This window comes from Cupriavidus sp. UBA2010 (genome assembly GCF_002335265.1).
Classification (GTDB): Bacteria; Pseudomonadota; Gammaproteobacteria; order Burkholderiales; family Burkholderiaceae; genus Cupriavidus; species Cupriavidus metallidurans.
Genome location: NZ_DDCI01000017.1, coordinates 116,506 through 138,864 on the forward strand (window position 1 = coordinate 116,506; position 22,359 = coordinate 138,864).

Annotated in this window: 17 protein-coding genes; 10 read left to right on the forward strand and 7 right to left on the reverse strand. The window is 62.2% G+C overall.

Translation table 11 applies throughout. The annotated features are described in order from the left end of the window. Window positions 1-59 precede the first annotated feature (59 nt). From B2246_RS13170 to B2246_RS13180, 3 genes are read left to right on the forward strand one after another with little or no spacing between them, the layout of a single operon-like run. The gene (locus B2246_RS13170; RefSeq protein ID WP_286882438.1) at window positions 60-887 is read left to right on the forward strand and encodes an SDR family NAD(P)-dependent oxidoreductase; all 828 of its coding nucleotides are present in this window, start codon (window positions 60-62) and stop codon (window positions 885-887) included. A gap of 16 nt (window positions 888-903) precedes the next feature. After that, window positions 904-1,896 (forward strand): Bug family tripartite tricarboxylate transporter substrate binding protein, encoded by a 993-nt coding sequence (locus B2246_RS13175; RefSeq protein WP_286882437.1) that lies wholly within the window; start codon window positions 904-906, stop codon window positions 1,894-1,896. A gap of 45 nt (window positions 1,897-1,941) precedes the next feature. Continuing rightward, complete coding sequence (locus tag B2246_RS13180) at window positions 1,942-2,829, forward strand: TauD/TfdA dioxygenase family protein (protein WP_286882436.1); 888 nt, start codon at window positions 1,942-1,944, stop codon at window positions 2,827-2,829. Between the two features lie 62 nt (window positions 2,830-2,891). Here the strand turns inward: B2246_RS13180 and B2246_RS13185 are convergent, their stop codons facing one another. Next, complete coding sequence (locus tag B2246_RS13185; RefSeq protein WP_286882435.1) at window positions 2,892-5,636, reverse strand: LuxR C-terminal-related transcriptional regulator; 2,745 nt, start codon at window positions 5,634-5,636, stop codon at window positions 2,892-2,894. A gap of 1,175 nt (window positions 5,637-6,811) precedes the next feature. Here B2246_RS13185 and B2246_RS13190 point away from each other — a divergent pair. Then, window positions 6,812-8,392 carry a phage integrase family protein gene (locus B2246_RS13190; protein ID WP_286882434.1) on the forward strand — a complete coding sequence of 527 codons (1,581 nt, stop codon included), beginning with the start codon at window positions 6,812-6,814 and terminating at the stop codon, window positions 8,390-8,392. A 67-nt stretch (window positions 8,393-8,459) separates the two neighbouring features. Here B2246_RS13190 and B2246_RS13195 read toward each other — a convergent pair whose 3' ends face one another. Next, window positions 8,460-9,476 (reverse strand): ParB/RepB/Spo0J family partition protein, encoded by a 1,017-nt coding sequence (locus B2246_RS13195; RefSeq protein WP_008646381.1) that lies wholly within the window; start codon window positions 9,474-9,476, stop codon window positions 8,460-8,462. A gap of 5 nt (window positions 9,477-9,481) precedes the next feature. Further along, entirely contained in the window at window positions 9,482-10,138 is a 657-nt protein-coding gene (locus B2246_RS13200) for an AAA family ATPase (protein ID WP_008646379.1), read from the reverse strand. Window positions 10,139-10,559: 421 nt separating this feature from the next. Here B2246_RS13200 and B2246_RS13205 point away from each other — a divergent pair, with 421 nt between their 5' ends. After that, complete coding sequence (locus tag B2246_RS13205; protein WP_006159056.1) at window positions 10,560-10,763, forward strand: cold-shock protein; 204 nt, start codon at window positions 10,560-10,562, stop codon at window positions 10,761-10,763. Between the two features lie 101 nt (window positions 10,764-10,864). Here the strand turns inward: B2246_RS13205 and B2246_RS13210 are convergent, their stop codons facing one another. Together B2246_RS13210 and B2246_RS13215 are read right to left on the reverse strand one after the other, a co-directional pair. Then, the gene (locus B2246_RS13210) at window positions 10,865-11,959 is read right to left on the reverse strand and encodes a replication protein RepA (protein ID WP_008646367.1); all 1,095 of its coding nucleotides are present in this window, start codon (window positions 11,957-11,959) and stop codon (window positions 10,865-10,867) included. A gap of 1,497 nt (window positions 11,960-13,456) precedes the next feature. Beyond that, on the reverse strand, window positions 13,457-13,660 hold the full coding sequence (locus B2246_RS13215; protein ID WP_008646365.1) for a cold-shock protein: 204 nt from the start codon (window positions 13,658-13,660) through the stop codon (window positions 13,457-13,459). Between the two features lie 325 nt (window positions 13,661-13,985). Between B2246_RS13215 and B2246_RS13220 the strand changes: the two genes are divergently transcribed. The 3 genes from B2246_RS13220 to B2246_RS13230 all read left to right on the forward strand — a co-directional run bounded on the left by B2246_RS13220 (window position 13,986) and on the right by B2246_RS13230 (window position 17,922). Continuing rightward, a complete protein-coding gene (locus B2246_RS13220; RefSeq protein WP_035882941.1) occupies window positions 13,986-15,347 on the forward strand; it encodes an NCS2 family permease in 1,362 nt (453 codons plus the stop codon). Between the two features lie 614 nt (window positions 15,348-15,961). Then, the gene (locus B2246_RS13225) at window positions 15,962-16,423 is read left to right on the forward strand and encodes a hypothetical protein (protein WP_186425770.1); all 462 of its coding nucleotides are present in this window, start codon (window positions 15,962-15,964) and stop codon (window positions 16,421-16,423) included. Window positions 16,424-16,548: 125 nt separating this feature from the next. Beyond that, the gene (locus B2246_RS13230; protein ID WP_035882937.1) at window positions 16,549-17,922 is read left to right on the forward strand and encodes a sigma-54-dependent transcriptional regulator; all 1,374 of its coding nucleotides are present in this window, start codon (window positions 16,549-16,551) and stop codon (window positions 17,920-17,922) included. 164 nt (window positions 17,923-18,086) lie between these two features. Here the strand turns inward: B2246_RS13230 and B2246_RS13235 are convergent, their stop codons facing one another. Continuing rightward, a complete protein-coding gene (locus B2246_RS13235) occupies window positions 18,087-18,407 on the reverse strand; it encodes a hypothetical protein (RefSeq protein ID WP_035882936.1) in 321 nt (106 codons plus the stop codon). Window positions 18,408-19,273: 866 nt separating this feature from the next. Continuing rightward, window positions 19,274-19,468: a hypothetical protein gene (locus tag B2246_RS13240; protein ID WP_234707009.1), complete on the reverse strand. Its 195-nt coding sequence runs from the start codon at window positions 19,466-19,468 to the stop codon at window positions 19,274-19,276. A 221-nt stretch (window positions 19,469-19,689) separates the two neighbouring features. Here B2246_RS13240 and B2246_RS13245 point away from each other — a divergent pair, with 221 nt between their 5' ends. Together B2246_RS13245 and B2246_RS13250 are read left to right on the forward strand one after the other, a co-directional pair. After that, a complete protein-coding gene (locus B2246_RS13245) occupies window positions 19,690-20,655 on the forward strand; it encodes a YihY/virulence factor BrkB family protein (RefSeq protein ID WP_286882431.1) in 966 nt (321 codons plus the stop codon). 96 nt (window positions 20,656-20,751) lie between these two features. Continuing rightward, window positions 20,752-22,344 (forward strand): peptide chain release factor 3, encoded by a 1,593-nt coding sequence (locus tag B2246_RS13250; protein ID WP_286882430.1) that lies wholly within the window; start codon window positions 20,752-20,754, stop codon window positions 22,342-22,344. Window positions 22,345-22,359: the final 15 nt, after the last annotated feature.

Genomic DNA, 22,359 nt, shown 5'->3' on the forward strand with positions numbered 1-22,359 from the left:
TCGCCGAGCATCGACGGACAGCACTGAAAAAGACGACTAAAACGAAGGAGACACGAAGCATGAGCAAACTGACCAACAAGGTGGCGATCGTATCGGGCTCCGGCCGGGGCATCGGCCGCGAGATCGCGCTGAAGCTGGCAAGCGAAGGGGCGGCGGTTGTCGTCAACGATCTTGACGCCGAACCGGCCGAGGCCGTGGTCCGCGAGATCACCGCGATGGGCGGCCGGGCCGTAGCTTGCGTAGGCAGCGTGACCGAGGCCGACTTCGGCACGCGCTTCGTGGGTACCGCATTGCAGACTTTTGGCGGGCTCGACATCATCGTCAACAACGCCGGCTATACGTGGGACAACGTGATCCAGAAGATGACCGACGACCAGTGGTCGGCCATCATGGATGTGCACGTCACAGCGCCGTTCCGCATCCTGCGCGCTGCGGCGGACTACTTCCGCGAGACCTCGAAGCAGGAAGCCGAGCAAGGCCGCGAAGTGTTCCGCAAGGTGGTGAACATCTCCTCGGTCTCGGGCGTGATGGGCAATGCCGGCCAGGCCAACTATTCGGCGGGCAAGGCTGCCATCAACGGCCTGACCAAGGCGCTGGCCAAGGAGTGGGGACGCTACAAGGTCAACGTCAACAGCGTCGCGTTCGGCCTGATCAAGACGCGCCTGACCGAGGCCGTGGCGGGCGAAGGCAATGCCACCATCGACATCGCTGGCAATGAAATCAAGGTGGGCGTGAATCCGCAGCTTATGAAGAACATCGAGGCCATGATTCCGCTAGGCCGTGGCGGCACGCCCGTCGAAGCCGCCGGCTCGGTCTACCTGCTTTGCATTCCCGAATCCAACTACATCACGGGTCAGGTGCTCGTGGTGGGTGGCGGCCGTCCCTGAACGGAAGGAGACCAAGATGGATAACGCAAGACGCCGCGCGCTGCGCCGGCTTGGCTGGGGCATGGCAGGCGTGGCCGGCATGCAGATAGCGCTGCCCGGCCGTGCAACCCCGACATACCCCTCCCGCGCCGTGCGCCTGATCATGCCGTACGCAGCCGGGGGTACCGGCGATGTGGTGGCGCGTCTGATCGCCGAAGGGCTGGCCAAGACCTGGCAGCGCCCTGTGCTGGTGGACAACAAGCCTGGCGCGGGCGGCATGATCGGCGCCGATCTGGTCGCCAAGTCCGAGCCAGACGGCTACACGCTGCTGATGGCGCTGACCGGGCTCGTGCAGGCGCCATCGCTGTATGGCAAGGCCGCCTACAACCCGGTGCGCGATTTTGCGCCGATCTCGGAACTGGCTACGTCCCATCTGGCACTGGTCGTGCAGCAGGATTTCCCGGCACGCAACGCGAAGGAGTTCGCGGAGCACGTGGCGCGCCAGGGACAGCCGCTCCCCTATGGCACCTATGGCCTCGGTTCGAGCGGTCATCTGCAGATGGAGATCTTCGCTCGCGCCACTGGCATCTCGCTGGTGCACGTGCCGTACAAGGGCGAGGGTCCGCTGGTCAACGATCTGCTCGGCCGGCAGATCCCCGCTGGCGTGGTTGGCGCGGTCACGGCGCGTCAGTACGCGCAGGCTGGCAAGTTGCGCCCGCTTGCCGTGGCCGGCGGGAGCCGTTCGCCACTGCTGCCCGACGTGCCGACGTTCCGGGAGTCCGGCTACGCCGGGCTGGAGCGACAGGGCTGGATCGGCCTTTTCGCGCCGGCAAGTACGCCCCGCGATGTGGTCGACAAGATCAGTCGCGATGTGAATCGCGTGATCGTGTCCGATGCGCTGCGCGCCCGGCTGGTGGACATGGGCATCATCGTCAAGGGCAGCACGCCATCGGCATTCGCAGACGTCGTCAGGGCCGAGCAGGAATACTGGGCCGACGCGATCCGCGCGGCCAACATCCGGCTCGAGTAAGCCGGTGTCGCCGAACGCTCCACTCACTCAACCACCGGAGACAGCATGAACGCTCGCGAGCAAACGGCTGCCAAACAGATCGTAGCCCCGTTCTCGATCACCCCCGTGACGCCCGTCATCGGCGCGGAGATCGGTGATATCGATCTGCGCGAAACGCTGGACGATTCCACCTATCAGGCACTGCGCCAGGCACTGGTGCGCCACAAGGTCCTGTTCTTCCGCGATCAGGACATTACGCCCGCGCAGCACGTGGCGCTTGCCCGGCGCTTTGGCGAACTGGAGATCCATCCGGTCTTTCCGCATCACCCCGACCATCCCGAGCTGGTGCTGCTGGGCGGGAACAAGGATGCGAAGGGGCGCGAGAACATCTATCACTCGGACGTCTCATGGCGTGCCGTGCCGTCGATGGGATCGATGTTGCGCTGCGTGGAATGTCCGCCGATGGGCGGCGACACGATCTGGGTCAATATGGCCCAGGCGTATGCCGGACTGCCGGACGATGTAAAGGCGCGCATCGAGGGCCTCGAGGCGGTGCATGACCTGATGCCGGGGTTCGGCGCGCGCATGTCGGCCGAGGAGCGCCTTGTCAACCGCGAGAAGTTCCCGCCCGCCACGCATCCGGTGGTGCGCACGCATCCTGAAAGCGGCGAGAAGATCCTCTACGTCAACGAAGGCTTTGTGACGCACCTGGCCAACTATGGCGCACACATCCAGTATCGCGTGGGCGCCGATTTCCGCCTGGGCGAGCTCGACCTGCTGCAGTACCTCTATCGGCAGGCCACGGTGCCCGAGTATCAGGTCCGGATGAAGTGGCGACCCAACACCATCGCGTTCTGGGACAACCGCTCCACCCAGCACTACGCGGTGCAGGACTACTTCCCCGCTGTGCGTCGCATGATGCGTGCGACGATCATAGGCGAGCGTCCGGTCTGACCCCGCGCTCACGGGCACGGCGTGTCCGTGAGCGCATCGTGGTGGCGCAGCATCGCCGGTGGCTATCGAAGCAGTCCAAGACTGCGCCCGATGGCGACGGCTTCCGTGCGGCTCTGCGCGCCGAGCTTGGCGTTGATCTTGCGCAGGTGAGACTTGATCGTCAGCTCCGACACGAACATTTTCTCGGCGATCACGCGATTGCGATGGCCTGCGGCAAGCATCTGCAGGACTTCCTGCTCGCGGGTCGTCAACGGTTCCGTGATGGCAACGCCGCGCGCCTGGTTCACTTCCACACCGGCTGCGGCCAATGGCGCCGGAATCTGCGCAAGCACTGTGCGGACGAACTGATGGTCGATGCCGGCGCGGACGAATTCCGCTTCACGCGCATCGGCCCATCGCCTTAGCAGATCCGCCAGACGGTCCCCTTCGTCCAGGAACGTCCGCGCGAGGCCTTCATGGCTGGCGAGCCGCAGGGCCTCGGTCAACTGCTCGAACGCTTCGGACTGCTTGCCCGCGCCATCGAGCCCCATGGCCAGCAGAAGCCGGAGTTTCAGTGCGCGCCAGTGCCGCTGGCGTTGGATGGCAACCGCAATGGCATCGGCCAGTTCTGACGCGGTCTGTTCATGCTCGCCATGCGCGATCGCGAGTCTCCAGCGGATCGAGTCAGGGAAGTCGATGTCGTTCGCATGGCCATAGCTGTCACTCGCGGCCCAGTCGGCGTGCAGTTCGGCGCTGCGCAACGCCTGATCGGCGGCATCGAGCCGGCCTTCGATCGTGGCAACGCGCGCGCGCTCCAGCCAGGCCGAACAGATGGCGCGCGGCAACTGAATGCCGCGGCCGATCTCCTCAAGCTCCGCCAGCATACGCAGCCATCGGTCGCGGTCGCCGCCCAGCAGCGCCAAGCGCGCCGAGAGAATGAACCCGGCAATCATGGCGTCCGGCGGCGCGTAGCCCTTGCAGTAGGGCATCGCTTCGGCCAGCACGCGTGCGCAATCCTCGAGAGCGTTCGCCTCATAGAGGGCCGTGGCCCATGCCGGAAGGAAGGCGTGTCTGAGGCTGCTCACCTCGCTAGGGCTCCAGCCGCGCTCGGCGACGGCGCGGAACCGCGCAAGTGCATTGCTGAGTCGGCCCTGCACCAGATCGATGATGCCTTCGAGAGAATCCGCGATGCTGCGCTGGAATCCTGTCCGCACATCGTTCGCGCCCTGCATCAGGCGCGACAGCACACGGCGCGCGTCCTCGTACCGATGACTGGCCACCAGCGAGAACGCCAGGGAGTTGGCCACGCTGGCGTACCGGAAGCGCGCGTCCGGCGGAATCCGCTCCAGATGCGCAAGGCCTGCGGCCAGACACGTTTCGATCTGGTCGGTCATCGCCAGCAGCACACAACGCAGCGTCTCGACCTCCAAGGCAATCCACGCCTGCTGGTCGGCGGGAACATCCGCCGCAAGCAACGCCGCCATCGTCTGCATCGCTTCCGCATAGCGGCGATTGAGCAACAGGACCCAGGCATAGGCCAGACCCATGCGATGGGGGTCCGCGAGCAAGCGCTTGCGGTCGATGCGGTCGAGCCATCGCGCCAGCAGTCGCACGCGGCCAGCCTGGAACAGGGCTGGGGTATGGATGGCGATCAGCGGCAGCGCCTCATCGTCAAGCCCGGCTTGCAGCAGGTGCTCGATCGCTGGGACGGGACGATCCTCCGACAGGTACCAGCGCGATGCCGCCACATGCAGCGCGCGCGCCTTGTCCGGATAGGTCACTTGCAGCCGATGCTGCAGGAAGCTGGCGAAGAGGCTGTGATAGCGATACCACTGATGCTCGCCATCAAGCGGCGTAATGAACAGGTTGTTCCGCTCCAGGAAGCTGAGCATTTCGCGGCTGTCGTGCCGTCCGGTCACGGCATCGCACAGTGGCGCCGACAGTTGGCCAAGCAGACTGGTCTGCAGCAGGAAGTCGCGGCAGGATTCGCTTTGCCCCATCAGGATGTCTTCCGCCAGATACTCGGCCAGCTCGATATTGGTACCCGAGAACGAGCGGACGAACGCCGCATGATTGGGATGTCCGCGCAGCGAGAGCGTGGCCAGGTAGACGGCCGCCGCCCAGCCCTCGGTGCAGCGCCATAGCGTGGCGATCTCGCCGTCCTGCAGCGGCAGCTCGCAGTTGTCCCGTATGAAGCTGGCGGCCTCTTCCGCGCTGAAGCGCAATGCGGCCGGGTTGATATCCAGAAGCTGGCCCCTTGCGCGAAGTCCACCAAGGCCGAGGTCTGGCGTGGCGCGCGTGCCGATGACCAGCACACCCTGCGGCGACAGCACTCTGACCAGTTGCTGCAGGTATTCGGTGATTGCGTCGTTCTGGATGACTTCGAGATCGTCGAGCAGGATGGCGAAGGGTTGCGCATAGGAAGCCGCGATCTCGATGATCTCGTGCGCGATGGTTTCGCCAGCAATGGTGTCGGAGCGTTCGTCGCGCTGATGGCGGGTCAGGCCCGGCAGCCTGAGCAAGCCCGTGTGGAGGTGCAGTAGAAAACGCTGCAGATCATTGTCGGCGGCATCGCATCGCAACCACACGCAGGCTCGCTGGCCGGCCTGGCATCGTTCCAGATACTGCTGCATCAGGGTGGTCTTGCCGAAGCCGGCTGCGGCGCGGACCAGGATCAGGCGGGCCGAGGCGGCGTCCACCATCACGTCGACAAGGCGCGAGCGGACCAGATGGTTCGGCAAGGCGCGGGGCGGCACAAGCTTGGAGGCAACCAGTCCCCGCCGCTGCGTGTCACTGTCACCGGGCTTGCGGCTGATCGCTGCGCTCATTGCTCCTTCCCTCACCATGCGTGGCGTGGGGCGTTCGCCATGGGTTATCTCCGTTTGATCTTTTCGGGCGGCTCTTGCGGCACGCCTGTGTCCCGCGGCTGTGATCCGGTCGTCGCCAATTGAAAAGCTGCCGCAGATTCTGCCATGTCGACGGCACGACCGAGAGTTTCCCATCGCGGAACGAGACTGTCGTGGTTCTTTCGAACTAGCTGGACCGATGACATGCGGCTGACAGCCAGACCATTCGAGGCGCTGATAATGTTTGGCAGGCCGCAGGCGACTATGCGCCGCAATGATTGCGATCTTCTGGTATTGCGCTCTGGAATTTCTTCCAGTGAATATCGCCAATTTTTGCTGTTTTCCTCAAATGCGCGGGCAACGACCTCTGCGGTATACGCATGGCACGTATACACCATATATGGTGGCCGGGTGCCGCGTAAACCGTACCAATGGGGCGTCCGCGCACGAAGCGTACCCAACGCTGCGTATGTTTTTCTTTAATAATCAATGCCAAATTGAATTACATGATTTTTGGAAATTCCGCCCGTTCGGGGGCTTGAGAACCCGGATCGCGGTGGGTGTGGCGACGCGGAATCCACCCATTGGCCGTCATCAGGGTGCGTGCGACACGACAAGAAGCAGCTTCGGGGCGTGGAGAACAACATCGGGCGGTTTGATTTGGTGATGTTTCTGGAGAGACCCATCATTCCTTCTATGAATTTTGAAAATGATGCTTCTTCGGCGACATGCAGTCGGCGGACTCGGGGCATCGAGGTGCCGATGCCGTGACCGCAGCGTTTGGCCCTGCGCGGGCGTAGACGTCTTGGGGTGCGTTGCCCTGCCCTGGCCGCCGGGGCGTCTCGTCCAGGCTAACGCCGGCAATCACCAAGAGGGCCCCGGACCAGCGTGACGTCACTGTCCTGTGCTCGATCTGCCGACAGGTGCACCAGACATCGGTGTTCATCCGCCACCCAGCAAGATCAGGCGCATCACTATGCTTCTGGCAAAAAATAATTTACATTGCACTTTGTGATGCAGAACAGGCCGGATGAAACAGGAGACTGAATAATCCTGTTGTAATTCAGTCACTTATGCGCGGATGGCCAATGTCGGCGTTCGCGCACGCCGGACGAAATCCCAAGCGCACAAAGTGCATTCAGAGGCCAAATACCCCCATGCCTGACGATCGAGATACGCTGGCCGCCACGAAACTGACGCGAACGGAGTTCGCCGTCGTGCGGGCGTATGCCCAGGGTATGAAGCCCCTGGAGATCGCCAACCGGTACCTGCAAGACCCCGACGACGACGACGATCTGACCGAGCATCAGGCTATACAGCGCATCCTGGCGCTGCGCGACCGGTTGGTTCAGTTCGCTTTGCAGCATGATCGCCCCGATATCGCGGAGATGTTCGAGGCGCTGCGCGGGCGCTCCGACGCCGGCATGACTCGCCGGGTGGATGCGCTGACTTCGATCGAACAATTGGGCCAGGGGCGCCCACTGCCAGGGCATCAGGTCTCCCTCTGGTTCGGCCCCAGCCTGTCTCGACGTCTGATGGCGGCGGGCATCCGGACGATCGCCGACATGACCGACCTGGCCAATCGAAAAGGCAGCGGCTGGTGGCGCCACGTGCCGCGTATCGGGCGCCATTCGGCCGAGATCATCGTCCGTTGGCTTGGCACGCAATCCGCACAGACGGCGCTCAAGGTCAGTCCTCATGTGCTCGTATCGGCACAAATTGTGGATCGTAAAGCACTTTATGCGCAACCGCTGGGGCGAGGTATGGCATTCCCTGTTCCGCTGGAACTGATGCGCGCACCGGAAACATCTGCGGCCTGGGCGATGGCGCTCGGGGATGAACTCAAGGACGTTCAAGGGTGGGTGGCCGCACGGGCACGCTCTCCAAACACCTGGAAGAGCTATCGTCGCGAAGCCGAGCGGTTTCTGCTCTGGGCTGCAGGGCAAGGCAAGTCATTGCGTGCCATGGCTGCCGAAGACGTGGATGCGTATCGAGCGTTTCTTGCCAATCCGGAGCCTTCATCATTCTGGTGTGGCCCGGCGGGCCCGCGTGACAAGGCGCACTGGCGGCCGTTCGAAGGGCCATTGCGTACCAGTTCCTGCGAGGCTGCAATACGGGTGATCAGCGCGCTGTTGCGGGCATTGCGCAAGGGAGATTCAGCCAGCTTGGCGCGGAGCGGCGTAGTCGATGATGGGATTGCCACCGTGCAGGCATCCTCCAAACCGGCGGCGTTACCCCGCGAGACGATCGAATCGTTCCTGGCCTGGCTGGGTGCCAGCCCGTCTTCGCCACGGCAGCGTGCTGCGCTGGCGGCAGCGCTACTGCTTGCCCGTCACGGTATCCGGATCGTCGAACTGGCTTCGTTTCGCCTGGTTCATGTTTCCTGCTCACCGTCTGCGGCGCCCCCTATGGGCCGGCTGCTGCTCGAAGCAAAGAGTACGGCCAGGCGTGGCGAGATCGTCCTCGATGGGGAGGCGTGGTCCGCCCTGTCGGCCCATTGGACGGACCGGCAGCTGACTTGGGATGCGTTGAGTGAGGGATGGGATCCGGATGCCGCGTTGCTGGCGCCGATCGAGTACCCGTCGACTTCACGGGGGCGAGCCAAGCAATCGATAGCGACTGCGGGTTACTCGGCCAGTGGCTTGGATCAGTTGCTCCGGGCGAGCTGGAGACGTTTTGCCGAGGTACACGACGTCGACGTGGAAGCCTTCACGCCGAGGCAGTTGCGGTTGGGGTGATTGCAATCCAATAGGGCAATTTCCTCACCCGATTGGATCGCGATAGATAGTGATGGTTGGAAGATGCTCAGATCAGCGTCTTGTCCAGGCCGAATCGGGCCTTGAGGACGTCCAGCAAATCTTCCCGGGCACTGCGGTCGGTGAGCTGAACATCGAGCATGACACGGCCGGAGTCCCACTCTTTGATCGTCCCGAGTAGCTGGCCCGTTTCAGTCCGAATCTTGTACTGTCGGCTGATCTCCTTGACCTTGCGGGACTTCCCTTCTTGGGCCTGCTTGCGAATCGCTTCAACCTCGCGACTGGACATGCCGTCGTTCATGATTCGCGTGGCCAGATCGCGCGTGCGGTCTTCGCCGGCAACCTTGCAGTACAGCGTCAGTTCGTAGCCGGTAGCAATGCCGATCGCGCTCGGACGTTCGCGCATGACCGCCAAAACGGACTCGGGCAGCTTGAGCAAGGCCAGCGTCTTGTTGACGGTGCCGGCCGACATGCCGGTCAGTTCGCAGATTTCGTCTTCCTTCTGAACCTTGCCTTCATCGAGCAACTGGCGCCAGGCGATCGCGTTGTCGAGTGCGGACTGGTCCGATCGCTGCTCGTTGAGCAGGAAGGACAGGCGATAGAAATCGAGATCGCTCAGGTCGGTCTCGATGAAGCATTCCATCTCGAGCTTGCCCGCCGACGCCAGTGCGCGCTTGCGGTAGTGACCGTCGATCAGGATGTAGTGGCCGGGACGGGTCGGGTCGGACGCAGCCAGGCCCGGCGTCTTTTGACCATGCGTGGCGATCGACGCCGCGCGCTCCTGCACGACCGCCGGATCGTAGATGCGGCGGGCATTGAAGGGGTTGTCGTGCAGCTGGGCGATTGGGATTTTTATCAGCGTCCGCCCTTCGATCACGCTCTCTTCACTTTCGGCGCTGAAAGTCGAATGCGGCGGCACTGCGCGTGCCGACTGCAACAGCCCGTTTGGATGCTGGGAGATAGCCGCCTCCGCACGCGCGAACCGGTCGATCGCGTCGCTGCGGGTCTTTTCCGCGGCCATGCCGGCGAGCATCCCCGCCTTGAGACTCTTCAATTTCGTTGCCATAGGTATTACTCAATCAGGGACAAGATTTCGTCCACCATCATGTCGACTTCCTGCACGGCCTCGCGTGCGCCCGGCACGCCGTGGACTGTGCAGCCAATGGCTTGGCACTCTCGAAAGGCCGATCGTGAACCGACCATTGCGTTCAACAGAGGAACATCGCCGTCATCACCGAGGATCTCGATGGCCTGGCGCGCAATAGACACGCGGCGCTGGACCATGTTCGCCATCACACGGATCTGAAGCGTTTCGTTCTGTACCTGGGCGTGCTGCGCCAATGTTTTGGCGGCAACGGCTGCCCAGAGATCTGGCGGCGACGGCACGACCGGGATGATTGCCAGATCGGAGATCAGCAATGCGCTCGACGGTGCTGCCGAGTGGACGGCTGGCGGGCAATCGACAAGGATGTAGTCGTAATCGTTGACGAACTTGCGCACTTCCCGGTGCATGGCGCCTCCCGAAGGCGCCAATCCAATCACTGAGGCCGGAAATGGACGTTCGTCACTGGCTTGCGCAGCCCAGCGCGTAGCGGTGCCTTGTTCATCCATATCCACCAAGAGCGACCGGGCACCACGGAGTCCAAGCGTGCCAGCGATATGCATACTGACTGTGGTCTTGCCGCAGCCGCCCTTTTGGTTGAAAACGGTGATGATCTTTGCTGCCACTACGGCCTCACTTTCAGCGCTGAAAGCGCGAATGATGGTATTCAGTTAAGGCGTCACTTTAGCCAAATCGACATTCCACTACAACCCGTTTTTCAAAAATTGAAATTTTGAAATCTGATCGAGAGCGTAAGGGCGTTACAACGCAATGGAAAGCGAGTGATAGCCTGCCAAGCAACGGAAATCCGCTTGAATTGCCTGCGCAGATCGCTTCTTCTTGAAAAGCGGTACGGAATCCGCCTAAAGTAGGGGTAGTGCGCTCTACGGCGCACATGACACCGCAACACATTGTGGTTATGATGCCTGCTACAGTCGAGTCAAGTCGTGTCAACCTCGTCGGCTTCCGTTCGGTTTCTACGAGAATTCAACATGCTTGAGCGGTTGTTTGCGCTGTGTAACGAACTTGCTTCGAAAGGAAATTCTTATGGCAACCGGTACGGTCAAGTGGTTCAACGAGACCAAGGGTTTCGGCTTCATTACTCCGGATGACGGTGGTGCAGATCTGTTTGCTCACTTCTCGGAAATCCAGGGCAGCGGCTTCAAGACGCTGAAGGACGGTCAACGCGTGACGTTCGAAGTGAAGCAGGGCCCGAAGGGTCTGCAGGCATCTGCAATCAAGCCTGCGTAAGCTGGACCACCACCAGCGTCGGCGTATCGCGTCAGTGACTCGTCCGGCAGCAAAAAAGGCAAGCGTAACGCTTGCCTTTTTTGTTTTGCCCGCCAAGGGGCTCAGGAAAGCTTGCGGACGCTCGTTCGAGACGGTTGCAAGATCAGCGCCTTCGAAGAGTCGGCATCCACCTTCGCCCCGGGATAGACCACGAGCACGTCCTTGAGCGCCTTACGGAACAGCGCCCGGAACTTGCGCTCGCTCTCCGTTTCCGTGCCGAACTGCATCTGCAAGGCTTCCCAGGGAATCTCGGTGCGCCGCTGAATCGTGAAGAAACGATACGTCAGCCAGGAATACACATCCAACGCGAAGGGCGATTGCTTGAGTGCCTTGAGCGCGCGCATATCCACGGGTACCGGGCGGTTGACCAGCTCGTTGAAAAACGGCTCGGACAGCACAACGAAGCTCTCGAACATCGAGCCTTGCCCTGGCTGCATCGGATCCCACCATGTCGACAGCTGATCCGCCAGCAAGTAGCCAACGCGATCGATCGATAGCGGTTCATGATTCGGCGCCTGATTCGGCACAGGCACCGACTTGTTCTGCACGATCGCAATCGTCGCGGAGAACAACCGAATCATCTGCTGGCGTACCAGCGTCATCGTCCCACGCTTGCCCCCGGTGGCCATCGGAATGCCGAGGTTGTACATGAACTCGGACAGCGAGTTGCCAAGGGAAATACGTCGATCCTCGACGGTTCCAGTGAACTCGCCCCGCTTCTTCTTGGCCATGATCTCCTTGCCGATCCATGCCAGCATCAGGCGGGGGTAGGACCCGTAGGGGTAGCCAAGGGATACAGTTTCCGAGACGAGCTTCTGCCGGCCGTTCGTAGCCCGCTCGGAGCGCTGCTGCGTGAAATAGCCAGGCTGGATCATCAGCGAGATGTTGCCACTTGTGCGCGTCCACACCGGCGGCGCACCTTTGGGCGCGCGATAGGGCAGCGTTACCTGAACGCTGGCACGGCTCAGAAAACCTACTTCACCGCTTTGCCATGCGTCCTCGCGCTCCATGGCCTGAGCCTCGTCGAACAGGCGCTGGAATTTTTCGGATGGGACAAGGCCGTTCTCGTTTCCGGGAACGATGATACGGGATGGCTCGTTGTCCCCTACCAGGACGGAGCGATCCTCGTCGACGGCCATTGAGCGTTTGATCGGCATATTGACGGGCTTCGAATTACCCGCCTTTGTACGCGATCACGTAAACGTTGTCACGCAGAAACGGGTACGTATACGTATTTCCCATGTCTTGGTGCTGGCTAACGGGTTTCAGGTGCCGGGTATCCGGCTAGTGGTGAGATGGCAGGTCGACGGTGGGCAATCCCGAAGGGTTGTCCACGGTTGCCTGCTCATCCACTACAAGTAAACGATACCGATACGGGTTAACTACTCGTAAACCGTATACGGGGTGACTCGAGCCCTGATTACAAAGGAGAAATTGACCCCACTTGTACCCGTTTCTGCGTGTAAACGTACCCGATTCTGCGAACGGCCGAACCCGAATCTGCGACAAACCGAACCCGTTTCAGCGCAATCGCCGAACCGGATTCTGCGTGGATAAGTCACTGATCCCACAGGGTTTTCCACAGCAGGAAAGCATAAAAGCGTACCTGTTTCTGCGCGAAAGCCTCGGGGGCCGTCGATATGACATGCACCCGAGGGCCAGAAAGGGTGTTGTCCACGCAGAATCGGGTACGCAAACGGCTTGTCAGCATCGAGGAACTGGTCTGGGCGTACCCGATTCTGCGCATGTATCGACTGTTAACGAACCCGTTTCTGCGCTGAACCCCAATCGGCACGCAAAACCTCCAAAGCGTACCTATTTCTGCGGCGTACCCAATTCTGCGCATGGAGCCGAGACCACCCTCGGAAACGCGTCGCGTACCCATTTCTGCGTACTCCAACGCCATACGTAAAGACGCAAGCGTACCTACTTCTGCGAGCCGACACGACCTGGACGACCGGCGGCACCGGCGCCCGGTACGTATACGTCGTCTCTCAAAAAAAGCTAGTACCCACTTAGTACGTATACGTCCAAGTTGGCTCGTTCCGTTGCGTACCAGTTTCTGCGGCGCACTTGCGTATACATGCGGGGCTAGAGCCCGACAACGCAGGGGGGGAAACAACAAGGCCGTACCCGTTTCTGCGTACGAACGCCGCAAAACTGCGTACCTGTTTCTGCGAGCACCCTTCGGCATGGGACATCAACGCCGTGGTGGCGAGCGCGCTGTACCCGTTTCTGCGTGGATAACCCGATTGCCTCTTTGATAAGCAGGAAAAGTCGACCAGCGTCTGTGACGCTGGGCGCTTAGGCTCGTTGGATCGGCGCGACATGAAGGCGGGCCGGCTTAACCTACATGCGTACCCATTTCTGCGGAGCAATTGGAGGCATCCGTCGGTTGCGCGCGAAAAGCGTACCCATTTCTGCGTGCCCAAGCGATTGGGCTAGGAGGAGTGGACCGCGCACACCAGCTTCGACGGGAAAAAGCGTACCCGATTCTGCGAGTGGATCAGGAGTGGGTCAGGGTTCTGCCAGGGGAACACCAGGCGCGATGCTTGGCTTGGGGAGCTACGAAAGCAACGGGCGTAAAAAAACCCGCCATAAAGGCGGGTTTTCGCGATCAAGCGCACCGCAAGGTGCGCTTTGAATCACAACGCTTACAGCGGGGTGATGTTCGCAGCTTGCAGACCCTTCGGGCCGTTCTTGACTTCGAACGACACGCGTTGGTTTTCCTGCAGCGACTTGAAGCCGTCAGCACGGACTTCCGAGAAGTGAGCGAACAGATCGTCACCGCCAGCGTCCGGCTTGATGAAGCCGAAGCCCTTGGCGTCGTTGAACCACTTTACGATACCGGTTTGCATGGTATTGCTTTCCAAAAAAAATATAAAAGAAACCGATGGTGCACACACCACCGTACAGCGAACTCAAGGAAAGGACACCATGGACAACCGAAGTACCAAGACGGTGGCTAACGAATGAACTGTTGCCTCGTCGCTTGAATCTGGCGGAGATTTATACGGGGGATTGTCGCTCCCGTCAAGGCAGGGGATTACCCGAACCTAAGCTGGATCAACAAACCCAGCATATGGGATCATCTCGCCTTTTTGCATATTGTCGATGAAGTGCCCGCTGGCAGACAGCGCTGGCGCCGCAATGAGCACTTCGTCAACAGTCAGGAGACCAGTGATGTCCACGTCGGACCAGAGACCACGGCCAGGCAGCGAATCCACTCTCGCACAGCCATCGACCGGTGTGTTCGAGCGCCTCTTCAAGCTCGGTGAACACAAGACCGACGCCCGCACCGAAATTCTCGCGGGCGTGACCACTTTTCTTACCATGGCGTACATCATCTTCGTCAACCCGAGCATCCTTGGCGATGCCGGTGTGCCGAAAGATGCAGTGTTCGTGGCCACGTGCCTGGCTGCTGCCATCGGCACGTTGATCATGGGGTTCTACGCGAACTATCCGATCGCGATGGCGCCTGGCATGGGGCTGAACGCCTACTTTGCCTACACCGTCGTCAAAGGCATGGGCTTGCCGTGGGAAGCCGCGCTTGGCGCGGTCTTTATTTCAGGCTGCCTCTTCTTGCTGGTGACGCTGTTTCGTGTGCGCGAGATGATCGTCAACGGGATTCCGCACGCGCTGCGCGTAGCGATCACCGCCGGCATCGGCCTGTTCCTCGCAATCGTCGCGCTGAAGAATGCGGGCATCATCACCGCCAGCCCGGCCACCCTTGTCACCATCGGCGACCTGCACCAGACGTCCGCGATCCTGGCGGTGATTGGCTTCTTCGCCATCGTCGCGCTGGACCATCTCAAGGTGAAAGGTGCCATCCTGATCGGCATTCTCGGCACCACGATCCTGAGTTTCGTTTTCGGTGGGAACACGTTCCACGGCGTATTTTCCGCGCCGCCGTCCATCGCCCCCACGCTGTTCAAGCTTGATATTTCCGCTGCGCTGTCGATCGGCATCGTCAATGTCGTGCTGGTGTTCTTCCTGGTGGAGCTGTTCGATGCCACGGGCACGCTGATGGGCGTGGCCAATCGCGCCGGGCTGCTGAAGGCAGGTCGGATGGACCGTCTGAACAAGGCGTTGATGGCGGACAGCACTGCGATCATGGCTGGCTCGTTGCTCGGCACGTCGTCTACCACGGCCTATATCGAAAGCGCTTCGGGCGTGCAGGCCGGCGGCCGCACGGGCCTGACAGCGGTAACCGTGGCGGTATTGTTCCTGGCGTGCCTGTTCATTGCGCCGCTGGCTGGCACCGTTCCCGCCTATGCAACGGCGCCCGCGCTGCTCTATGTCTCCTGCCTGATGCTGCGCGAACTGGTCGATGTGGACTGGAGCGACGCGACCGAGGTCGTGCCCGCGGTGCTGACGGCGCTTGGCATGCCGTTCACGTACTCGGTGGCCAATGGCGTGGCGTTCGGTTTCATCGCCTACGCCGGCCTCAAGCTCCTGACCGGCCGTGCGCGCGAGGTGCCGGTGATGGCATGGGTCATCGCGGCCGTCTTCCTGTTCAAGTTCTACTACCTGCCGGGGCACTGAGCACGGCGGCTTGGCCATTTGCAGGGAAAACAGGGCGGCCTCGGCCGTCCTTTTTCTTTCCGTGAGCGTTGTAACGTCATCGTCAAAATGAAAACGATGACATTCGGCGGAAGCAAATGCTGCAGTGCGTACCTATTTCTGCGTATGAAACGCGAGGTTCCGACGCCAACCGTACCCGTTTCTGCGATGAATGTGAGTGCTTATTTACCTTGCGGCCTCCACATAAAGCCGCGTACACGCCTCATACAAAAGTATGAGAGTAGGAGGAAGGGGACTACGCCGGGCTGGACAAAAGAGGACAAATGCACTGAACTATAGGCGTGGCAAAAATTTGAGGGCGCAAGAGCGCCCTTTCTTGACTCCGGGTTTCGGAGGACGCCGGCGATGACCGGCAAGCGTTTCCGACAAAGCGCCAGGTCCGGCAAGTTTCAGCCAATACAAGGACCGGCCGACAATGAGACCGTTCGCTTTTGCGCCAACGGCTTCGCCACCACGAAATAAAGAGCGCGCGAACCAGATACGCGTCATATAAAGACAGATCCAATCCAGAACAGAGATAGTGGTAACAAGCGAACGTGTAGTGCCGGGGGATGTTGTGCAACGGGGAACAGATCATGACCGCAGGAGAAATCCGGCGTCCCGCCATCGGGCCCATCAGCGAATCCGCCAAGCCGTCCGCCCACCGTGCGTGGACTGTCCTGGGTGAATCGTCAGCAGGCATCGCGCTGTCAGACTGGCACGAGGATTACGCCATTGCCGAAGTCGCCGCCGTGCTTGCCGATGACCAGGAAATATCGCCGCGCACCCGCGCCGCGGTAGAGGCGCTACTGCACCGGCACCGCCTGCTGGCCGAAGAGCTTTCGCGACAGCGAAAGCTGCTCCAGGAATGGATTCTCAGCCAGCAGACCTACAAGACGCTGTACTTCCAGTACTCCGGCCAGTCGCCCGACGCACCGAACATCGAACTGATGCTCGAAAAGGACATGGTGCGCCGACGAATCCGCGACCAGCTGAGCGCCGGACGCGACGATGTCAGCGTCGTGGAAGAACCCCCACACAGTTTGTCCAGACCGTGATTCCCACGTTGCGCGCGGCACCGACCGCGCAGCCAGCGGACCCCGAACGGGCCATGCGGCTCGCCGCCACACCTGCGGGCTCGGGTTCCGCCACTAACAAGAAGTTCAACGTCCGGGAGAACGTCATGGACCGACTGTGCAAGGCGCCGACACGGACCGCACAGATCGTGCTCGTGTCGCGCTATGAAGATTTTGGATTTAACGCGAACCAGTTTGGCTCCGGATGGGAAATCCGCCGGGTGCAGCAGGTTCGCGACCTCGAGCGCCTGGTGCGTGCGAGTTCGCCCATGGCTGGCGTGCTCGACCTGCAGGCGCCTTACACCGATGCCGAGCTGAGCCAGCTCGAACAGGCGCTGCAGCACCTGCACGTGATGTGGGTCGCGATTACATCCACGGCGATGCTGGAGGACGAGCGTATCCGTCGTCTGATCCGGGACTATTGCGTCGACTACGTGCGCACGCCATTCTCGTTCGACGAGTTGCTTTACACGCTGAAGCACGCGCATGGCATGGCCTGTCTGCACGGCGCTCGCTCGCCCGAACTGGTGGCGCGCGGGCCGATGATCGGAGAATGCGCGCCCATGCGCAACATGTTCCGCTCGCTGGCGAAGGTCGCGCACAACGACGCGCCGGTGTTCATCTCCGGCGAATCGGGCACGGGCAAGGAACTCGCGGCCCAGGCCATCCACGAAGCATCGAGCCGCCGCAAGGGGCCGTTCGTGGCGATCAACTGCGGCGCGATTCCATCGCACCTCGTGCAATCGGAACTGTTCGGCTACGAGAAGGGCGCGTTCACCGGCGCGAACCAGCGCAAGATCGGCTGGATCGAGCAGGCCCAGGGCGGCACGCTGTTCCTCGATGAAATCGGTGACCTGCCGCTGGAAAGCCAGGTTGCCCTGCTGCGATTCCTGCAGCAAGGCATGATCACGCGCCTGGGCGGGCACCAGTCGATTCCGCTCGACCTGCGCATCATCTCCGCCACGCACGTGGACCTTGTAGCGGCACAAAGCGACGGCCGGTTCCGCTCCGATCTGTTCCACCGGCTCTGCGTGCTGACACTGACCATTCCGCCGCTGCGCGAGCGTGGCGAGGACATCCTGCTACTCGCGAATACGGTGCTGGCAGAACACGGCCACGAGGCGCACCGGCGTATCCGTGGCTTTTCCACCTGCGCGACGCAGGCCATGATGCAGTACATGTGGCCGGGCAATGTGCGCGAACTGATCAACCGCGTGCGTCGCGCCATCGTGATGACCGACAACCGGAAAATCACGGCCGAGGATCTGCAATTGCACGGTGGGGTGGAGGTGCCACGCAAGACGCTGGACGCGATTCGCGAGGAGGCAGAACGCGAGGCGATCCGCTCCGTCATGGCCAGCCATGGCTTTCACGTGGTGCCGGCAGCGCGCGAACTCAACGTGTCGCGCGTGACGCTATACCGGTTGATGCACAAACACAACATCCGTATCGACACGCAGCCCAGCGCGTCCGCGGAGTAGCGACCTCGACACAGGAAGTGCAGAAACAGCACGCGCAGCAAGTGCCAAGGGAGACCCGGCGACGTCCGCTCGCCAGGTCTCCTTTGTCCTGCCGCCCGGACAGCGGTGGCAGGCTAGCGCGGCTTGGCCCGCGCAATGCCGAACGATTCCTCTTCCCGGAGTGATCAGCTCATGCTGATCTTGCCGCGCCGTCCGCGCGGCGGCGTGGTGCCATCGTGGTTGCGATCGGGCAGCGCCTCGTGCGGATCGATCGCGTTATCGCGAGCCTGCCGCTCATCGGATTTCGCCGGCTGGTCCGGCTTGAAGCGCACGTCTCCCCAGGCCCAGCCGAAGGTGCGTACATAGGTGTCGTTGCTGACGGCCGCATGGCTGTTCAAGTTCATGTCGTCGGGCCGGTCGAAGTATGCGTAGTTGCCTGCCAGGGCCGGCGTCGCAATGCTCGAGAGCAAGGCCAGCGCGAGGGCGGCAAGGACTCTTGCGTGCATGGGTGGCTCCCTCCCTCACTAAAAAAGGTGCCCGCCGGGGGACGGAGCACGTAAACCGGTGTAGATCCGCGCGCGACAAAAAGCAACGACCAATCACCCGCCCGCGCGAGAAAGAGGCCCGTCAGTAACCGGGCGGCCCGCTGCGGGATCGGCTGGCGCAGGCAGCCACGCCACAGCCGGCGGCCGCGCAATAGGACGTGGCGGGCCGTCTGGGCGCTCGCGGCGACGGAAGCAGGGGCGGCGACAGCAGATCCTGGACGCTTGGCGCGGGGCCCGCTAGTCGATAGGCGCGTCTGCGCGCCGTCATGCGCGCTGGTGGATGACGCATGGCTGTTTCCTCTCCCGGGGTTACTTTCGTATTGTTGTCACTGGCTCGTGTTCTTCTGGCACTGACTCTCCAGAGCGACAAGCGTGCCAATGTCATGCTTTCTCTTGTGCCGCAAGGCCTGCAGGCCGTTGACGTGCCAAGCGTTCCCGGCGGGATGGCATGCTTCGATGCCATTCGGTTTCGCGGCTGTAACCGAAGGCGTGAAAGTCCGCTGCTAGCGCGTGCACGCGCGCAACAAGCTGGCAAACCGTGGGCGCGTCAGCGGGCTGGCCTGGTCGGCGGCCCGGGTCGGATTCGGGGGGGAAACGGAAGATGAGCGGTGGATTAACGGCCTGCGCATCCACTGGAAGGGCGGCCATGCGAGTCCACGCCACGAGGTGAGCGGTTCGGCGTCCACATGGCATGTCAGTCTTATCAGACAACGATGCCTGTGCACCTTGTTGCAACGCTGAAACAGGCGGTCAGGCGATCCGCTGCCGCAGAAATGGGTACGCTCGGCGCTGGCCGAACCTGACCGTACCACGCTCGGTGCGGTGTTCTAGCGGGGCGTGCCAGACGGTGACGATGCGCTGGTGCCTGCGGCCTGCGATCCGTTGCTGGAGATGGGTTTGGGGCCCGGCCCCGGCGCCTGATTCCGATCGCATCCTGCAAGCGCGCCCAGGCAGAACGTCAGGCAGAGCGTCAGCCCGATGCCGCGCACAACAGGGGACCGGCCAAGCATGGTGCGAATCACGATTGCCTCCTGATATCCCGGCGAGTGGATGGCCCGGCCGGTTGTTGTGCCTTGATCTACTCTAGCAGGCGTGTCCGCGCGGCGCTTGACCGCGCGCACTATGATGAACTCAAGCCCGGGCGCCGATAACGGCGGTCGTATTCATCGTGGCGCGGCCGCACGACTTTGACGGTGCCGATCCCTGCACTTATGCTTGGCGAAGTTACCCAAGGATGAACGCCATGCCCCCTGAACACGCCCCAAACAACCCGGAGCACGCTTCCTCGCAACGGGCGCCCAGGCGCTGGCTTCCAGACCGGCACACCGGCGGGCGCACCGTGCGCGTGGTGTCGGCCTCGATCAATTCGTGGCTGGACCATCGCGCCGCCAGCAAGGGCGCGGCGCTGTCCTTCTACATGCTGTTCTCGCTGGCGCCTATCCTGGTGCTGGTCATCTCCATCGCCGGACTGTTCTTCGGTGCCGAGGCGGCGCGCGGTGAGATTTTCGCGCAGATTCAGGATCTGGTCGGTGCCAAGGGCGCCGCCGCGATCGAGGGCATTCTGGCCGCCACGCATCGCGCCGGCGGCAGCGGCGTGGCGGCAATCATTGCCACCGGCATCCTGTTCGTCGGCGCCACCAGTGCGTTCGCCGAGCTCAAGAGCAGCCTGGACGACATCTGGCATGCGCCGCCGCCGGCCGGCGCTGGCTGGCAGAAGCTGCTGCGGGCCCGGCTGCTGTCGTTCAGCATCGTTCTGGTTCTGGCTTTCATGTTGCTGGTGTCGCTGATCGTGAATGCCGCGCTGGCCGTGATCGACCGTTTCTGGGGGCAGCTCTGGACGGCCACATGGTTCGCGCCGGTGGCTGAAGGCATCTCGACGCTGTTTTCGTTCGCCGTCGTTACCGCGCTGTTCGCGGTGATCTTCAAGATGCTGCCGAATGCGCGCATCGCGTGGCGCGACGTGATGATGGGCTCCGTCATCACGGCCCTGTTGTTTGCCGTGGGCAAGCGCCTGATCGGCCTGTACCTGGGCAACAGTGCGGTGGCATCGTCGTACGGGGCAGCCGGATCGGTCGTGGCGCTGATGCTCTGGATCTATTATTCGGCACAAATCTTCTTCTTCGGTGCCGAGCTGACGCGCCAATACGCACTGCAATTCGGTAGTCTGCGCGGTCATGATCCCGCGCAGGAGCGCGAAACGGTAGAATAGCGCCCCTGTCCGCCCTCGGGCCAGCCGCGCCCCGGCGCCGCTGCGCCGTTCGGGCCTTTGCCATCACCAGATATCACCTGCCAGGTTCCCCCAGCCGTGAGTTCGCTCGTTTCCGAAATTGCGCGTCGGCGCACATTTGCCATCATCTCCCACCCGGACGCGGGTAAGACCACACTGACCGAGAAGCTGCTCTGGTTCGGCGGCGCAATTCAGGTGGCCGGCGAGGTGCGCGCGCGCAAGGCCGATCGCCACGCCACCTCGGACTGGATGGAGCTGGAAAAGCAGCGCGGCATCTCGGTGACGTCGTCGGTGATGCAGTTCCCGTATCAGGCGCGTCCGGAGTTGCCCGAGAACATCGTGAACCTGCTCGACACCCCGGGCCACGAGGACTTCTCCGAAGACACGTACCGCACGCTGACCGCCGTGGATTCGGCCGTGATGGTGATCGACTCGGTCAACGGCGTGGAAGCGCAGACGATCAAGTTGCTCAACGTCTGCCGTTTGCGCGCCACGCCGATCCTCACGTTCATCAACAAGCTGGACCGAGAAGGCCGCTCGCCGATCGAACTGCTCGATGAAATCGAGGACGTGCTCCAGATTCAGTGCGCGCCGATGACCTGGCCGATCGGTATGGGCAAGGCGTTCCGTGGCGTGTATCACCTGATCGACGACAAGGTGCAACTGTTCGACCCGAAGGGAGAGAAGGGCACGGCGGCGATCATCGACGGCATCGACAACCCGGAACTCGACCGCATCCTGGGCTCGCAGGCCGAGGAGCTTCGCATCGAGGTGGAACTGGTGCGCGGCGCGTCGCACACGTTCGACAAGGAAGCGTTCCTGGCCGGCAAGCAGTCGCCGGTCTACTTCGGCTCGGCCATCAACAACTTCGGTGTGCAGTCGCTGCTCGACGCGCTGTGCGAGCTGTCGCCCCCGCCGCTGGCGCGCCAGACCGAAAGCCGCACCGTGGAGCCCGAGGAGGCCAAGTTCACCGGCTTCGTGTTCAAGATCCAGGCGAACATGGACCCGCGTCACCGCGACCGCATTGCGTTCGTGCGCGTCTGCTCGGGCCGTTTCGATCGCGGCATGAAGCTGCTGCACGTGTCGCAGGGCAAGACTGTCGCGATCAACAACGCCATCACCTTCATGGCGCAGGACCGTAACACGACTGAGGAAGCCTTCGCGGGCGACATCATCGGCGTGCCGAACCACGGCACGATCCGTCTCGGCGACGTGTTCACGGAAGGCGAGCCGCTGCGTTTCACGGGCATCCCGTCGTTCGCGCCCGAGTTCTTCCGCCGCGCGCGACTGAACAACCCGCTCAAGGTCAAGCAGTTGCAGAAGGGTTTGCAGCAGCTTGCCGAAGAAGGCGCGACGCAGATGTTCCGTCCGCTGGCTTCGAACGATCTGGTGTTGGGCGCGGTCGGTATGCTGCAGTTCGATGTGGTGGCGCACCGCCTGGAGCACGAGTACGGTGTGGATGCGATCTTCGAATCGCACGAATGCGCCACGGCCCGCTGGCTGAAGGGCGATCCGGCCGAAATCGAGAAGCTGATCGACAAGGCCGGGCACAACGTCGCGCTCGACGGTGCGGGTGACCATGTCTACCTTGCCCCGAGCATGGTCAACCTGCGCTTGACGCAGGAGCGCTTCCCGAACATCAGGTTCCTGGAAACGCGCGAGATCGTCTGATCCCCAGCGCAGTTC

Bases quoted from the DNA above. Each gene is read 5' to 3' on its own strand.
- B2246_RS13170 (WP_286882438.1), top strand. From the start codon at position 60: ATGAGCAAACTGACCAACAAGGTGGCGATCGTATCGGGCTCCGGCCGG.
- B2246_RS13175 (WP_286882437.1), top strand. From the start codon at position 904: ATGGATAACGCAAGACGCCGCGCGCTGCGCCGGCTTGGCTGGGGCATG.
- B2246_RS13180 (WP_286882436.1), top strand. From the start codon at position 1,942: ATGAACGCTCGCGAGCAAACGGCTGCCAAACAGATCGTAGCCCCGTTC.
- B2246_RS13185 (WP_286882435.1), bottom strand. From the start codon at position 5,636: ATGAGCGCAGCGATCAGCCGCAAGCCCGGTGACAGTGACACGCAGCGG.
- B2246_RS13190 (WP_286882434.1), top strand. From the start codon at position 6,812: ATGCCTGACGATCGAGATACGCTGGCCGCCACGAAACTGACGCGAACG.
- B2246_RS13195 (WP_008646381.1), bottom strand. From the start codon at position 9,476: ATGGCAACGAAATTGAAGAGTCTCAAGGCGGGGATGCTCGCCGGCATG.
- B2246_RS13205 (WP_006159056.1), top strand. From the start codon at position 10,560: ATGGCAACCGGTACGGTCAAGTGGTTCAACGAGACCAAGGGTTTCGGC.
- B2246_RS13210 (WP_008646367.1), bottom strand. From the start codon at position 11,959: ATGCCGATCAAACGCTCAATGGCCGTCGACGAGGATCGCTCCGTCCTG.
- B2246_RS13215 (WP_008646365.1), bottom strand. From the start codon at position 13,660: ATGCAAACCGGTATCGTAAAGTGGTTCAACGACGCCAAGGGCTTCGGC.
- B2246_RS13220 (WP_035882941.1), top strand. From the start codon at position 13,986: ATGTCCACGTCGGACCAGAGACCACGGCCAGGCAGCGAATCCACTCTC.
- B2246_RS13225 (WP_186425770.1), top strand. From the start codon at position 15,962: ATGACCGCAGGAGAAATCCGGCGTCCCGCCATCGGGCCCATCAGCGAA.
- B2246_RS13230 (WP_035882937.1), top strand. From the start codon at position 16,549: ATGGACCGACTGTGCAAGGCGCCGACACGGACCGCACAGATCGTGCTC.
- B2246_RS13235 (WP_035882936.1), bottom strand. From the start codon at position 18,407: ATGCACGCAAGAGTCCTTGCCGCCCTCGCGCTGGCCTTGCTCTCGAGC.
- B2246_RS13245 (WP_286882431.1), top strand. From the start codon at position 19,690: ATGCCCCCTGAACACGCCCCAAACAACCCGGAGCACGCTTCCTCGCAA.